At 68.5% G+C, this 14,894-nt stretch carries 12 protein-coding genes and 1 riboswitch; of the genes, 7 read left to right on the top strand and 5 right to left on the bottom strand.

Features of this window, described 5'->3' with window-relative positions:
* Nucleotides 1-3: 3 nt before the first annotated feature.
* The 3 genes from CHB73_RS12660 to CHB73_RS12650 form a co-directional block, all read right to left on the bottom strand.
* Nucleotides 4-1,269, bottom strand: coding sequence for a phenylacetate--CoA ligase family protein (locus tag CHB73_RS12660; RefSeq protein WP_089274965.1), 1,266 nt, complete (start codon nucleotides 1,267-1,269; stop codon nucleotides 4-6).
* A gap of 146 nt (nucleotides 1,270-1,415) precedes the next feature.
* Nucleotides 1,416-2,288 (bottom strand): GIY-YIG nuclease family protein, encoded by an 873-nt coding sequence (locus CHB73_RS12655; RefSeq protein WP_089274964.1) that lies wholly within the window; start codon nucleotides 2,286-2,288, stop codon nucleotides 1,416-1,418.
* A gap of 37 nt (nucleotides 2,289-2,325) precedes the next feature.
* Nucleotides 2,326-3,135 (bottom strand): undecaprenyl-diphosphate phosphatase, encoded by an 810-nt coding sequence (locus CHB73_RS12650; RefSeq protein WP_089274963.1) that lies wholly within the window; start codon nucleotides 3,133-3,135, stop codon nucleotides 2,326-2,328.
* Between the two features lie 354 nt (nucleotides 3,136-3,489).
* Here CHB73_RS12650 and CHB73_RS12645 point away from each other — a divergent pair, with 354 nt between their 5' ends.
* From CHB73_RS12645 to CHB73_RS12615, 7 genes are all read left to right on the top strand, one after another.
* Nucleotides 3,490-3,885 (top strand): DnaJ family domain-containing protein, encoded by a 396-nt coding sequence (locus CHB73_RS12645; RefSeq protein ID WP_089274962.1) that lies wholly within the window; start codon nucleotides 3,490-3,492, stop codon nucleotides 3,883-3,885.
* 11 nt (nucleotides 3,886-3,896) lie between these two features.
* A complete protein-coding gene (locus tag CHB73_RS12640) occupies nucleotides 3,897-4,094 on the top strand; it encodes a DUF1737 domain-containing protein (RefSeq protein ID WP_089274961.1) in 198 nt (65 codons plus the stop codon).
* A 2-nt stretch (nucleotides 4,095-4,096) separates the two neighbouring features.
* A complete protein-coding gene (locus CHB73_RS12635; RefSeq protein WP_089274960.1) occupies nucleotides 4,097-4,555 on the top strand; it encodes a hypothetical protein in 459 nt (152 codons plus the stop codon).
* Between the two features lie 107 nt (nucleotides 4,556-4,662).
* Nucleotides 4,663-7,830 (top strand): tetratricopeptide repeat protein, encoded by a 3,168-nt coding sequence (locus tag CHB73_RS12630; protein WP_089274959.1) that lies wholly within the window; start codon nucleotides 4,663-4,665, stop codon nucleotides 7,828-7,830.
* A gap of 51 nt (nucleotides 7,831-7,881) precedes the next feature.
* The gene (locus CHB73_RS12625) at nucleotides 7,882-8,520 is read left to right on the top strand and encodes a trimeric intracellular cation channel family protein (RefSeq protein ID WP_089274958.1); all 639 of its coding nucleotides are present in this window, start codon (nucleotides 7,882-7,884) and stop codon (nucleotides 8,518-8,520) included.
* An 83-nt stretch (nucleotides 8,521-8,603) separates the two neighbouring features.
* Nucleotides 8,604-8,741, top strand: a riboswitch (cobalamin riboswitch).
* A gap of 168 nt (nucleotides 8,742-8,909) precedes the next feature.
* A complete protein-coding gene (metE, locus tag CHB73_RS12620; RefSeq protein ID WP_089274957.1) occupies nucleotides 8,910-11,222 on the top strand; it encodes a 5-methyltetrahydropteroyltriglutamate--homocysteine S-methyltransferase in 2,313 nt (770 codons plus the stop codon).
* 69 nt (nucleotides 11,223-11,291) lie between these two features.
* Nucleotides 11,292-12,356, top strand: coding sequence for a phosphotransferase (locus CHB73_RS12615; protein ID WP_089274956.1), 1,065 nt, complete (start codon nucleotides 11,292-11,294; stop codon nucleotides 12,354-12,356).
* 20 nt (nucleotides 12,357-12,376) lie between these two features.
* Here CHB73_RS12615 and CHB73_RS12610 read toward each other — a convergent pair whose 3' ends face one another.
* Both CHB73_RS12610 and CHB73_RS12605 read right to left on the bottom strand, forming a co-directional pair.
* The gene (locus tag CHB73_RS12610) at nucleotides 12,377-14,074 is read right to left on the bottom strand and encodes a DUF2156 domain-containing protein (protein ID WP_089274955.1); all 1,698 of its coding nucleotides are present in this window, start codon (nucleotides 14,072-14,074) and stop codon (nucleotides 12,377-12,379) included.
* Between the two features lie 50 nt (nucleotides 14,075-14,124).
* On the bottom strand, nucleotides 14,125-14,889 hold the full coding sequence (locus CHB73_RS12605; RefSeq protein WP_089274954.1) for a DUF116 domain-containing protein: 765 nt from the start codon (nucleotides 14,887-14,889) through the stop codon (nucleotides 14,125-14,127).
* Between the last annotated feature and the right edge of the window lie 5 nt (nucleotides 14,890-14,894).

The following is a 14,894-nucleotide window of genomic DNA, read 5'->3' as shown; positions in this document are numbered from 1 at the left end:
CGGCTAGTCCCAGGTGCGCTTGTCCTCGATGGGCCGGATCTGCGGGGGCAGGGTGCCGGGGGCCAGGATCTTGAGCGTGGGGCGCAGCTTGATGCGCTCGCGGAAGGTGTGCAGCAGCTCGTCCTCGCGCTTGAAGGCGCCCGCCTCGATGGAGAGCACCATCTCGTCGATGCCGCCGGGGTTGGTGACTTCGATCTGCCAGCGTTTGATTTCCTCGAACCTGGCCATGACCTGCTCCACCTGGTGCGGGTACACGAACATGCCCTTGATGCGGGCGGTGGTGTCCACACGGCCCACGATGTTGCCCAGCCGCGGGCTGGTGCGGCCGCACTGGCAGGGCGCGCGGTCGATGTAGCCCAGGTCGCCGGTGGCCAGGCGGATGAGCGGGTAGGTCTTGTTGAAGGCGGTGACCACGATCTCGCCCACCTCGCCGTCCTTGAGCGGGATGCCGGTGTCCGGGTGGCAGATCTCCACGAAGGCGCGGTTGGAGAGGTGCAGGCCGCATTTGTGGAAGCACTCGTAGCCGATGCAGCCCACGTCCGCCGTGCCGTAGCCCTGGCGCATGACGCAGTCGAGCTTCTTCTCCAGCTGGGTGCGCATTTTCTCGGAGAATTTTTCGCCCGTGACGAAGGCCACCTCAAGGAACAGGTCCTTGCGCAGCGAAAGGCCCATTTCCTCGGCCTTCTGGGCCAGGTGCAGCAGGTAGCTGGGCGTGCCGATGTAGCCGGTGACGCGCAGCTTCTGCATGATGTCCAGCTGGGAGCTGGTGTTGCCGGGACCGGCGGGGATCACCGCGCAGCCCAGGTTTTTGAGCGGCTCTTCGAACATGAGGCCGGCCGGGGCCATGTGGTAGGGCAGGGTGATCTGCGCCACGTCGCCGGGGCGGAAGCCCACGGCGTAGAAGCCTTCGGTCCAGCCCCAGTAGTCGTCCATGCGGTCTTCGGGATCGAAGATGGGGCCGGGGGACAAAAACACGCGCCGCAGCTCGCCCAGGTCCTTGGTCAACAGACCGCCCAGGCGCGGGCCCATGCTCTGCAGGAAGATGAGCTCCTTCTTCTTGAGGATGGGCACGTGCTTGAGGTCGGAGAGCGCCTTGAACTTGTCCACGTTGAACTGGGCGCGGTCGAAGCGCTTTTTCACGTCCTCGGAATAGCGGTAGGCGTAGGACAGCAAGTCCTTGAGCTGAAGCTGGTAATATTGGCGGCGCTCGGAGTCGTCGAGCACCTCGCGACGGCTGTAGATGCCCTCGGTGCGGTCCTTGCGGGTCATTGGGAAGTCCTCCTCACAGAATGAACGCCGAAGCGGCGTGCAAATTCAGCGCGCTATTCGGCGAATAGCGCAGCATAGCGGATCGGCGGGCGGATTTCAAGCCCCTGGGGGGAGGGCGGCGGCGGTTCGCACAGTGCGTTGTCGCCTCATGCTGAGGTTGGCGCTTTTTCGGTTTGGATTTCTTTCAGGGTCTTGCCAGCCTTGTTTTTCCACTCCGTTCGTCCATTGGCTGACCGCCCCAAGACTACTCCTGCCGCACTGCTTGGAGACGGAAAAACGTAGTCTCGCGTGAAAGTATAATAATCGCTGGAATCAATAACGACACTGGCAGCGATTATGTCTTGACGAAGGGAATGAACAGAAGCTGGAATTGTATTTGTCTCTTCTTTTCGCATCATGGAATCCTTAAAAACAGTGAAACCTGTCAGCGACTCTTGTCCAGATGCTGTTATTGCCCCCTGTTCAGCGTAAAGGACGTTCTTCGATCTGCCCCGATCATCAGCCTTCTTGAAAACGCCAAGCCCGATAAGCGGGCAGACGTTAAGAATATCCTCGTGCAGAAGGCTGTCGAGGTCAGCTTTTTCTGCTTCAGTAAGGTTTGGCGAAGCCGACGAATTGGTGTTGTCCAGTGTCGCTTGTTTTGCCTCTTGGGCCATATCAATAAGTCGACTTTCAAGATATCTTACATGAGCTTTATTCAAGGAATTGTCTTTAGCGATAAAAAAGACGCCCCACGTCCAAAAGTCTTTCTTTGCATAGTGGTCGTTAAGCCTCGGCTTAACAGGATCTCCTTCCCCAATGTATATTATTGGAAGGTGACTCTTTTCGGACGGACCGACAAGAATATAAACACCGGTTTGCTGGAACTCGGGGCGCCGCTTGGCCGCATCCAGGAAATTGGCCCGAGAGAAAACAACGGCAGCCCCAGTTCTGTTGGACTTTTCTACTATTTTAAGTCCTTCCGGGTCGCCATCCGCCAGAAATATCCGCATGGAGAACGGGCGATTCGTGTTGTTCATTGCTGACTCCCAGTCCGAATGCGATGATGGATCCAATTCAGGCAGGCCAGAAATACCATACCAGCGGCGCCAGGGCCAGCCGGTACAGGGCGAAGGGAACGAGCGTCATGCGCGACACCAGCCCGATGAAGCCCTTCACCGCCACGATGGCCGAGATGAAGGACACCACGAAGCCCACGGCCAGAAAGCCCAGGTCTCCGTTTTCGAACAGCCGCCAGCTTTTCAGCAGATCGTAGCCCACGGCCGCGCACATGACCGGCACCGCCGCCAGAAACGAGTATTCGGCCGCGGTCCTGCGGTCCACGCCGAGCAGCATTCCGCCCATGATGGTGGCCCCGGAGCGCGAGAAGCCCGGCCACAGCGACAGGCACTGGAAAAAACCCACGCCAAGGGCCAGGCCGGGGTCGAGGGAGTCCAGCCCGCCCACGCGGCGCGCGCGGCTTGTGCGTGCGGCCAGGCGCTCGGCCAGCATCATCAGCAATGCGCCGACCACGAAGGCCAGGGCCACGGTGCGCGGCCCGAAAAGGTGCGCCTTGATGGCCTTGTGGGCGAAAAAGCCCAGCACCAGGGCGGGCAGGGAGGTCAAAAAGAGCAGGAGCACGCCCCGCAGGCCGGAGAAGTTCCGCGCCGGACTGCTTTTGAGGAGCCCGGCGAAGCGGTCGCGGTAGAGCACCGCCACGGAGAGGATGGCCCCCAGCTGGATGGCGATCTCGAAGCTTTCGGCCTTGGGGCCGGTGAAGTTCATGAGGTGCCCGGCCAGGATGAGGTGGCCGGTGCTGGAGACGGGAAGGAATTCGGTCAGGCCTTCCACGAGGCCCATGATGAGGGCGACATGCCAGGGTGCCATGGGGGGATCGAAAGCTCCTTGAACTGCGGGATTGACGCCGGGGGGCGGAAAATGAGTTGTGCGCCGCTGCCGGTTCACCCGGCGGGCTCCGGTCCGTTATGGTCTGGACCTCGAAGCTTTTTGTTGCGGCGCACTATTCGTTTTGTGCGAGGGGCGGCTCAATCCGCCAGATGTTTTTTGCTTTGCACACCGGTTTCGCCTCCCTCCTGTTTAGATTGTCATATCGCCTGGGGCGCATCGCCCCTTACACCTTTCACATAATCACGCCTGCGCCGCTGTAAAGGGGGCGGGAGAGGGAAAAACGCGCCCCGGCCGACGGTTGACTTTCCGCCACGGCCGAAGCACCATCAATCCATGAGCCTGTCGCTGGCCTTCATCGAACAGATCGCCGAGGAACGCATTCGCGCGGCGCAGGAACAGGGCGCGTTCGACGACCTGCCCGGTCGTGGAAAGACACTGGACCTGGACGACGACGCCCACGTGCCGCCGGAGCTCAAGATGGCCTGGCGGGTGCTCAAAAACGCGGGCTGCCTGCCCCCGGAGTTGGAGGCCGAGCGCGAGATCAACACCGCGCTGGAATTGCTCTCCGCCATGGACGACGAGGCCCAGCGCTACCGCCAGATGCAGCGCCTGAACCTGCTGGTGACGAAGCTCAACGAAAGCCGCCGCAGACCGGTCTTTTTGGAGGCCGAGCAGGTGTACTACGACAAGATCGTGGCGCGCGCGCCCGTGCGCAAGAAAACCCCCTGAGCGAGGTCCGCATGAAGCTGTACCGCTATCTTACCGGCCCGGACGACTCCTTCTTCAGCATCCGCGTAAGCGAGGCCCTGAACAACGGCTGGCAGCTCCACGGCGGGCCCACGCTGGCCTTCGACGGCAGCAGGGCCATCGCCGGGCAGGCCTTGGTGAAGGAAGTTCCCGGCGATTTTCGCCGCGACCTGGACCTGTCCAAGCTGTAGCCATGCGCCGCCCCGCCGTTTGGTGCGCCCTGTGGGCCTTGCCGCTGCTGGCCGCCTGCTCCGGGCAGGGCGCTTCCGCGCGCGATGCCGAACTGGCCGAACTGCGCGCCCGTGTGGAGCGCATGGAGCGCGAGTCGGCCGAGGAGCGGGCCCGCCTTGCCGAGGACCTTCGCGCCTTGCGGCAGTCCATGGACGAGGCCGGGCGCCGCGCCGACCGGTTGGGCCAGGACGGCGCGGGCGCCGCGCCGCAAGACGCCGAACGCCCGGGGAAATCGCCGCGCGCGGCCTTGAAGCAGTCCTTCAACGAGGCCTGGGAGGCCTCGCGCCAAGCCCTGGCACGGCTGAACAAAAGCCTTGAGGAGTCCTTGTCGCGCGGGGGCGTCCGGCGCGATGCCGAGCCCTTCGGACCTTCCGGCCCGGCAGCCCCTTCCGGCGGGGCCGAACCCAAACACCCGGAATAGCCCCTTCCCGGCGGCGCAAGAGGGTGGACGAAAGCCTTCGCCTTGGGGCATAGTCGCGCCCTGGCCGCCCTGCAACGCGGGCGAGTCCCCCTTGTCAAGGAGCCTTCATGCGCGCCCGCGTGTCCGCCGTATTCGCCGCCATCGTCCCTGTCCTGCTTTTTGTCGCGACCGCCGCGGCGTTTGTGGCCGCGCCTGTCCCGGCCTGGGCGGGGTCGCCCTATGTGGAGGGGCTGGACCTCTACCGCCAGGGCCGCTACGCCGAGGCGGCGAAGGTGCTGCGCGCCGCCCTGCCCGAGCAGTCGCCCGTCGGCGAGACGAACGCCCCGGAGTCCCTCGCGCCTTCCGCGTCTTTCGAGTCCCAGGGCGGCGAGTCCGCCCACGCGCGCGCGGTGTTGGGCTTCGCCCTGCTGCGCATGAACCTGCTGCCCGAGGCCGAGGAGCAGTTCGGCCGCATTCGCGCCGATGCCGCCCTTGGCAGCGTGGGCGCGCTGGGCGCGGGGTGGGCGCTCTACGCGCGCGGGGAGACCACGAGCGCCGTGGACGCCCTGAACGAGGCCCTGGACAAGAGCCGCACCGCACCAGCCTATCCGGACATGCTGCGCGAGAGCGTTCCGGCGGACGCGCGGCTGGCCCTGGGGCTCATCGCCCTGGGCCGGGGCCAGCCGCGCGAGGCCCGCGCCTTTTTGGAGGCCGCCGCGCCCGGTCCCGATGTGCTGGGCTCGCCCAAGGAGTTGTTGCTGGCCCTGGGCGACGCCCGCGCACAGCTTTCCGACCGTGCGGGAGCCCTGGCCGCCTGGGCCGAGGTGCAGCGCAGCAGTTCGACGTTTCCCGGCGATGCGCCGCGCGATGATTTGGCCAGGCTCAAAGCCGCGCGCCTGCACGAGTCTGCGGGCGAGGCCGAGGCGGCCTTGGCCCTGTATGCCGGGCTGACCGGCGGCAGGCACTACCGTTCCGAGGCGTTGCTGGGCCAGGCGCGCACGCTGCTTGCCCAGGGACGTCGCGAGGAGGCCCGTGCGCCGTTGCGGGGCCTGGTGTGCGCCGACCCGAACATGGCGGCCCCGCTTGAACGCGCCGTCATGGCCGATCCCGTGCTGCGCCCGGTGCTCAAGGACTGGGGCTTGGCCTTCTTCCACAAGGCCGAGTACATGGCCGCGCTGGAGAAGCTTTCCGCCTACCTGGACGATGTGGACCCCGGCGACGAGGCCTGCCTGCTGGGCATGGGCTGGAGCTTCCTGCGCCTGGGACACCTGGACCGCGCCTGGGAGTCCTTTTCCGACGCCGCCTCGCCCCGCCACGGCGCGGGCAAGGCCGTGGGCGGCGGTACGGGCGCGCAGGTGGGGCTGGCGGCCACCGCCCTGGCCCGCGGGCGTGCGGACCAGGCACGGGAACTGTTGGGCCGCGTGCTGGCCGCGGAGCCGAGGAACGCCCTGGCCCTGAACACCCTGGGACACCTTGAACTCGCCCAGGGCGACTCCCAGAAGGCGCTCGACGCCTTTCGCGCCGCTCTTTCCGCCCGGCCCGACTATGTGGACAGCCGCCTGGCCGCCGCGCGCATCCTCTACGACCGCGCCCAGTTCGACGCCGCGGCCGCCGAATACTTCCGCCTGGTGACCCAGGAGAAGCGCTCCACCACGGGCTGGAACGGCCTGGGCTGGGCGCGGCTGCGCCTGGGGCAGTACGACGACGCCCTGTCCGCCTTCGCCGAGGCGCGTCGGCAGAATCCCACGCTGCCCGCAGCCGCCTACGGCATGGGCATCACCCTGGCCCGGCAGGGCAGGGCGGAGCAGGCCAGCAAGCGTTTGGCCGAAGCCATATTCCTCAGCCCGGACTTCGCCGCCACGCCAGAGGTGCTGGAGCTCATGCGCTCGCGGCCGGAGTACCTGGACCTGTTCCTGGAGATGGGCGAGGCCTACGCGCGCAAGCTGTACCCCACCACCGCAGCGCCCTACCTTGAGGAATACCTGCGCCAGAATCCCAATAGCCGCCCCGGACGCCGCGCGCTGGCCTGGGCCAGCTTCTGGGCCGGGCAGGAGGACAAGGCCCATGCGCTGTTCCAGACGCTCATCACCGTGAACAAGGACGACGCCGATGCCCATCTGGGCGACGGTTTGTCGCTGCTTTCGCGTGGGCATTTGGACATGGCCGAGCCCCATCTGCGCGACGCCGTGCGCCTGGATCCCACCAATTCGCTGAACTGGCGCGCCCTGGTGCTGCTGCTCACCCGCCAGGGCCGCGACCGCGAGGCCGTGGCCGCCCAGCAGCAGGCCCCCAAGTCCCGCCACGAGCGCCTGGACCGCATGAGCGCCAGCGGCTTCGCCGCGCTCAACGAAGGCCGCGTGGCCGATGCCGTGCGCGATTTCCGCCGCGCGGTGGCCCTGGACAAGGGGCTTGCCGGGCCGCGCTATGGTCTGGCCTTCGCCCTGGTGGCCCAGGGCGAGCACGAGCAGGCCAGGGAAGAGCTCCTGGCCGGGTTGAATCTCGATCCCGCCTTTTTGGATGAGCAGGAGCTTTCGGACCTGCTTTCCCGCCATGCCGAACTTGGGGCCCTGGCCATGGACCTGAGCTGGAGCCAGCTGTACGCCTTGAATCTGCCCGCGGCCCGTTCCGGGTTCGAGCGCATTCTGGCGGGCGGTCCCGGCGGCCTGGAAGCGCTCTTCGGCCTTGGGGCCACGGCCTACCTGCAGGGAGACTGGGCCCTGGCCGAGAATTGCTTCGACAGGCTGCTGCCGCGCGCGCCCCTTACCGGGGCGTCCTGGGACAAGTGGAGCCACCTCATGGACAAGCTGGGCTGGAGCGCCTACCACCAGCACCAGTACGACAAGGCCCTGCAGTCCTTCGACTGGCTGCGCACCTATCACCCGGAAACGCCCTACGCCGCGGCTTTGGGCGGCATGGGCTGGGCCTTGCTGGCCAAGGGCCAGAACCAGGAGGCCCAGACCCTGTTTCTGCGTTCGTTGGGCATCTTTCCGCGCAACCTCACGGCCATGCAGGGCATGATCGCCCTCAAGAAGGCCCCGGAGACCGACGAGGAAGACATGGACGACGAGCCGGAGCCGCAAATCGCCCCCAAGCGCAAGGGCAAGAAGGCCAAGGCCGCCCTGCGCGGAGCCGACGGCGACGACGAGCCGAAGGTTTCCAAAAAGAAGGGTGCGTCCGCCAAGAAAACGAAGTCCGTGAAGAAGGCCAAAGCGTCGGGGAAAAGCTCCGAAAAAAAGAAAACGGGTTCCAAGGCCTCTGCGAAAAAAACAGGGAAGAAGGCTTCCGCCAAAAAGTAGCGCAAGAGCGCGGGGCCGGGAGCCCCCGCTTCCGGAAGGAGGAGCCGGGCCGTGGACATCGACATCCTGACTCCGGCCCTGCGAGCCGCGTCCCTGGCGGGCGGCGCGGCCTTCGCCCTGTCCGGCTTTTTGGCCGGGGTGCGCAAGAAGCTCGACCTCATGGGCGTGTTCATCCTTTCCCTGCTTACCGCCAGCGGCGGCGGGGCCATGCGCGATGTGCTCCTGGGACAGCCCGTGGCCCTGGTGCGCCAGGCCGAGCCGTTTCTTGTGGCGGGCGGCGTGGCGCTGCTGGCCCTGGCTCTGCGGCTGCACCGCCTGCCCCGGCTGGAGCGCCGCACCGGCTTCGTGGTCAGCGACGCCGTGGGCCTTTCGGCCTTCGCCCTTTCCGGGGCCCTGGCCGGGGTGGAGGCGGACGCGCCCTTTTTCGGCGTTTTGGCCCTGGCCCTGCTTACCGCGGTTGGCGGCGGCATTCTGCGCGACCTGCTGGTGAACGAAGTGCCCGAGGTGCTGCGCGGCGGCTTCTACGGCAGCGTGGCCCTGCTGGTGGGCGCGGCGGTGTTCGGTTTGAACGCCTTGCGGCTGTTGACGCCCGCCGCTCTGGTTGGCGTCTTCGCCTCCGGGCTGGGCTTGCGCTTGCTGGCCTACAAGCGCGGCTGGGGGCTGCCCCGGCCTTCCGGCGCGGGCGACTGACCCCGACCGGCGTCTTGACAGTGCGCCGCGCTCCGGGATAGCCAGCAATCTGCTCGAAAATCGCCAGACGCCCTTCGAGAAACGGAAGACGGTGCAAATCCGTCGCAGACGCGCTGCTGTGACCGGGAAACATGCCGGCTGTGCCCACTGGGTCCAAGGACCTGGGAAGGATGCGGCCACCACGGCAGGGGGAACGTGCCCCCGCCCGGAAGCCAGAAGACGCCTCGAAGCAGGACAAAGCCGCAGGCCCCGCGACTGGGCCAGAGAGGCACGGGCTTTCAAGCCCCCCACGACGCCGGGTCTCCCGGCGCGTCCTCCCGCACCCCCATGCGGTTTCTGCGTCCTTGTCCCCCGGTCCTGGCACAACCGCGACCACCGGAGGTAGCTTCATGCTGACGCACACCCTGGGCTTTCCCCGCATGGGCAGGGCCCGTGAACTCAAAACCGCGCTGGAGGCGTTCTGGGCAGGCACATCGAGCCGCGCCGCCCTGCTTGAGACCGCCAGAAGCCTGCGCCTGCGCCACTGGACCGCACAGGTTCAGGCGGGCGTCGACATCGTGCCCGTGGGCGATTTCTCCCTCTACGACCACATGTTGGATATGACCGTGCGCCTTGGCGTCGCGCCGCAGCGCTTCCGCCAGGACGGGCAGCCGCCCATGCCGGACGACCTCGACGCCTTTTTCCGCATGGCGCGCGGCGGCGAGGGCGTGGCCGCACTGGAGATGACCAAGTGGTTCGACACCAACTACCACTACCTTGTGCCGGAGCTGGAGCGCGGCCAGGTCTTCCGGCCCGACGCCTCCGGCCTGCTGGAGCAGTTGGCCGAGGCGCACGATGCGGGCCTGCGGGCCAAGGTGGTTCTGCCCGGCCCCTGCACCTTCCTGCACTTGGCCAAGTCCGTCGGCCCGGACTTTGACCGCTTTGAGCTTCTGCCCGAACTCACCCAAGCCTATGTCGAACTTGTCCAGGCCCTGGCCGACCCCAAACGCGGCGCGGCAGAGTGGATACAGCTGGACGAGCCCGTGCTGGCGCTGGACTTGCCCCAGGCCCTGCCCCGGCGCTTCCGCACGGCCATCGAAACCCTGGCCAGGGCGGCCAGGCCGGCCCGGTTCATGCTCACCACCTGCTTCGGCTCCATGGCCCAGAATGTGGATGTGGTTTCCGGCCTTGAGCTGGACGCCCTGCACCTGGACCTGGTGCGCGCGCCGGAGCAGCTGGACGGCGTGTTCGCCCACCTCGCCCCCGGAACCAGCCTGTCCCTTGGCGTGGTGGACGGCCGCAACGTGTGGCGGGTGGACGCGCGCAAGGCCCTGGCCCTGCTCTCCCGCGCGGTGGAGCGCCTGGGTGTGGAGCGCGTCCTGGTCGCGCCTTCGTGTTCGCTGCTGCATTGTCCCCTGGACCTGGGCGACGAGACCTTGCTCGACCCGGAGCTGCGGGGCTGGATGGCCTTCGCCTTGCAGAAGTGCGAGGAGTTGCGCAGACTGGCGGATTGCGCCGCCGGGCTGGAACACAGCGGCAAGGCGTCCTGCGCGGATTGGCTGGCCGAGAACGCACGGGCCCAGGCCGGGCGCGCGGCAAGTCCGCGCCTGCAAGACCCGGAGGTGCGGCGGCGCATGGCCGCGGCCACGCCGGAGATGCTCTTCCGCGCCCTGCCGTATCCCGAGCGGGCCGCGCTCCAGAGGCAACGGCTGGGCCTGCCGCTTTTGCCCACCACCACCATCGGCTCCTTCCCGCAAACCAGAGAACTGCGCCAGGCGCGCGCCAGATTCAAGCGCGGCGAGCTTCCCCTCCAGGCCTATGAGGAGGCCATGCGCGAGGCCATTCGCGACGTTGTGGCCCGGCAGGAAGGGCTGGGCCTGGACGTGCTGGTGCACGGCGAGCCCGAGCGCAACGACATGGTGGAGCACTTCGGCGAGCGGCTCTCCGGCTTCTGCTTCACGCAGAACGGCTGGGTGCAAAGCTACGGCTCGCGCTGCGTCAAACCGCCGGTGATCTTTGGCGACGTGAGCCGCCCCGCGCCCATGACCGTTGCCTGGGCGCGCTTCGCCCAGTCGCTGACGGACAAGCCCATGAAGGGGATGCTCACCGGCCCGGTGACCATTCTGTGCTGGAGCTTCGTGCGCGACGATCAGCCCCGCGCCGAGACTTGCCGCCAGATCGCCCTGGCCCTGCGCGACGAGGTGGCCGACCTGGAGGCCGCGGGCATCCGCGTCATCCAGATCGACGAGCCCGCCCTGCGCGAGGGCCTGCCCCTGCGCACGCGCGAGCACGACGCCTACCTGCGCTGGGCCGTGGACGCCTTCCGCCTGGCCGTGGGCGCGGCCGCGCCCGAGACGCAGATCCACACCCACATGTGCTACTGCGAGTTCAACGACATCGTGGAATGGATCGCCGCCCTGGACGCCGACGTGATCAGCATCGAGGCCAGCCGCAGCCGCATGGAGCTGCTGGACGCCTTCCGCCGCTTCCAGTACCCCAACGAGATCGGCCCCGGCGTGTGGGACATCCACAGCCCGCGCGTGCCCGGCGCCGACGAGATGCTGGACCTGCTCCGGCGCGCCGCTGCGGTCATTCCCGTGGAGCGCCTGTGGGTGAACCCGGACTGCGGGCTCAAGACCCGCGCCTGGCCCGAGACCATGGCCAGCCTGGACAACATGGTCCAGGCCGCCCGCAAGGCCCGCAAGGAGCTGGTCCCGGCCTAACCCGAAACAGCCGTCCCCCGGCGCGCCGTCCTGCCTTGGGCGGTGCGCCGGGCATTTGCCGGAGCATTCATGCCCCACCGTCTCTTGGAGCTGCTGCCGCGCTTCGGCCTAGAGCCCGGCCGCCCGGCCCCGGAACACTCCCTGCCTGGCAGCCCGCAACGCTGCATTGAGCGCTTCGCCCTGGCCGACGCCCAGGGCCGCCCCTGGATGCTGGAGCGCATCCGCCCGGAGGCCGCGCCCCGGCGCGAGCGGCTGGGCGCGCTCTTGCGGACCCTGGCGCGGGAGCCGGGCCTGGACGGGGTCATCCCGGCGTATCTGCCTGTCGGCGGGGCAGGACCGGAATGTGGGCCGGGGAGCGGGGCCGACGGTCGGACTGGCGTTGAGCCCGGCAGTCAGCCCGGTGGCGAGCGCTTCGTGCTGCGCCTGCCCGTGGAGGACTTGGCAGGGGAAGCCCTGGCCGGGTGCTGGATGCTTTCGCCCTTTGTGTCCGGCCCTGCCCTGCCCCAGCCCGGCTACCTGGACCACGCCTGGCGCGGCGCGGCGCTGGCGGGCTGCATTCTGGCCCTGCAGCGCGCCGGGGCGGCCCTGCCCGCGCTGCCCCTGGCACCGCAGTCCAGCCTGTCCGCCTTCCGCGACGATTTTTTCCGCAAGATTCTCGTCCACGCGCCGGACCTGGCCCCGCGCCTGGCCGCCGTCCAACAGGCCCTGGACGCCCTGGAGCAGGCCGTGGAGGCCATGCCCGCAGCCCTGGCCCACGGCGATTTGCACCCGCTGAACGTCATTTGGGGGCGGGAAGGGGCCCGCCCGGTCCACGGACTCATCGACTGGGAGTTCGCGGGCGCGCGGCCCAGGCTCTACGATGCGGCCAACGCGCTCGGCTGCGCGGGTTTCGAGCATCCCTCCGGCCTGGGGCGCGGCTTTGCCCTGGGCTTGGTGCGCGGCCTGCGCCAGGGGGGGATCCCGGAGCCGGAGCTGCGGCTTTTGCCGCTCTTCGCGCTGTTCACGCGGCTGGGCTGGCTGTCGGAATGGCTGCGGGCCGGGGACGCCGAGCTGCTGGCCCTTGAGCTGGACTACCTGGACATTCTGTTGGCCGAGCGCGAGGCCCTGGCCGGGCTGTGGAGCGCCGGGGCCTGAGGCCCTCCGGCCCTGCGCGGTTAGCCTTTCGCGTTTTTCCGGGCCCTCCGCCACATCCACCAGCGCAGGGCCGCGAAGCCCAGGCCCAGGGTCAGCAGGTGGTGCAGGGCCAGCCAGCTGTGCCGGGCGAAGCAGATGAACAGCCCGTACAGGGCGAAGGGCAGCAGGATGGACCGCCACTGGCGGAGCAGGGCGGCCAGGGCCCCGGCCATGGCGAATACGGCGTTGCTGGAGCCGTAGTCCACCTCGGCCAGGGTGGCGGCCCAGGCCTGCGGGGCGGACCAGCTGAGCAGCGCCCAGCACAGGGCGTGGGTGAGGGGGTTGGAGAGCCAGAGCCCGGCGGCCAGAAGCAGCAGGTAGGGCCGCAGGCCAAGCAGGGCCTCGATGACGGCCCCGAAAAGCAGAAAGGAGAGCTGGTCGCCCAGCAGATGCAGCCAGTGGTTGTGGAACAGCGGCCCCAGCAGCACGCCCTGCCAGGTGACCGCGCCGGGCACGTAGCCCGAGGCGTGGTACAGGGCGTCCAGGGGCGGCCAGGCAAGCCGGGCCAGGTGCAGGCCCATGAACAGCGGCGCCAGCAGGCAGGTAAGCCAGGTGCGGCGCAGCAGTTCCGCCGGACTGCCGGGGATGATCTCCGCTGGCGGATGGGCCAGCACGGGCAGGGCCTTGGGCGCAAGCTCCACCCCTCCGCTGGCGGCGGCCAGATGCAGGAAGGGGCGGAGCAGGCCTTGCGGGAAGTGGGCGCGCAGGGCGTCGCGAAGGGCCGTGCACAGCCTGGGGCAGGTGGAGGCGAGGAAGAGCGGCTCCCAGGCCGTGGGCGAGAACTTGTCCTTGAACTCCGCCAGGGAGCGGAAGTCGTAGCCCCAGGTCCAGCGGCGATGGAGCAGGGAGAGCAGGCGCGAGCCCGGCGCCTGCGGCGCGATGCGCGCCAGCGGGGCCATGCCCAGCCGCGCCTCGGCCACGCCCTCCGCGGCCAGCAGGCGCATGGTCTCGATGAGCAGCAGTTCCCCGGCCCCGGCCCTGGCGTCCGGCCTGCGGGGCATGTCCTGGAAGTAATAGGCCAGCACGCGGCCTTGTCGGCACACCGGCGCGGCGGCGATGAAGCCCTGCAGCCGCCCGCGCACGCGCAGCAGGAAGTAGCGCTTGGACTCCTGCTGGGCAAAGGGCTCCACCCGGGCCAGAAAGCCCAGGGGCAGGCAGCATTTTTGCGCCAGCCACAGCGCGGCCACCTCGTCCATCTCCGTGCGCAGGGTCTGGATTTCGGGCTTCGGCAGGGCGGAGAGCTCCAGCTCCGAGACCTCGGCCCCGCGCCGCGCCAGGGCCTGCGCCACCCTGTGCCGGGCGTAGGGATCCTGCCCGGGCGCGAAGTACTCGGCCAGGCGGAACACCGGCTCGCTGCCGATCTGCCAGACGTGGAAGCCCAGGCCGCGCAGTTGGTCCGCCAGGTCCTGGCCCAGGGGCAGGGCCGCCAGCCGCCTGCCCTCAAAGGCCGCTTCGCGCGCCAGCTCCGCCAGCATTGCGGCGCGGTCCTCCGTTGCGGCCAGGGGCTCGCTGGCCGCCACCAGCGCGGCGGGAAGCGTCACGACCCGGACCAGTCCTTGCCGCCCCTGGACGCGGCGCGTCTCGAACTGTGCGCCAAGGGTCGCCAGGGAGCTGGTGCGGTCGCCGAAGCGGCGGAAACAGTCGTGCGGCGGGGCGTCGGTGAGGGTGCGGTCCAGCATTGTTGCAACATACGTATACGCTGGCGACGACGCAAGGGGCCGGGCGGAAATTAGCCCGGTATCAAGAAGCGCTTGAGCGCGGCCTCCAGGCGGTCCAGGGGCACGGTGGTGTCCAGGCAGGGGCCGTTGGGCCGTTCGTTCAGCACGCCAAAGACCGGCAGGGGGTAGGTGTCCTGGATGCCGGAGGACAGGTCGCGGTAGCAGGCCACGGCGATGATGATGGCCGGGCGCTTCTGCACCACGATGCGCCGGGCGATGGTGCCGCCGGTGGCGATGGCCAGGTGCACGCCGTAGCGGTCGCGCAGGTCGATGAGCCCGGAGATGGGGCACAGGCCGCAGCGGCGGCAGTTGTCGATGTCGTAGGTGAGGCGCATGTCGCAGCGGCTGTTCTGCAGGCAGTGCGGCATGAGCAACAGGATGCGCGAGGGCTCGAAGCGGCCCAGCTCGCGCAGGACGAGTTCGTTGTTCACCTTGATGAAGGAGGTGTGGATGTCCTCCTTGGAGAAGCCGAGGCTGCGGCCGAGTAAGCTCATGAGGGGCAAAAGCAGCTTGACCGTCACCCCGCGCACGCGGCCCACCAGGGGCAGGGGCCGCTTTATGGCGATGCTGAGCAGCAGGCCCAGGCAGGCCCAGACCACCAGCAACAGCAGCAGGCCCACCACCGCGCCCAGCACCCAGGGCGCGGCCGGGTGGATGTTGGTGAGGCCCACATAGGGCACCACCCACAACAGCACCAGAAAGGCGCACACCAGGGCGCAGGTGCTGCAGATGAGCCCTACGAACAGGCGTTTGCGGGTGCCGATGGCGCCGTCCACGCGTC

The sequence above is a fragment of the Humidesulfovibrio mexicanus genome (assembly GCF_900188225.1).
Classification (GTDB): domain Bacteria; phylum Desulfobacterota; class Desulfovibrionia; order Desulfovibrionales; family Desulfovibrionaceae; genus Humidesulfovibrio; species Humidesulfovibrio mexicanus.
Note: the sequence above shows the minus strand (reverse complement) of the source record. Positions and strands in the feature narration are given on the sequence as shown.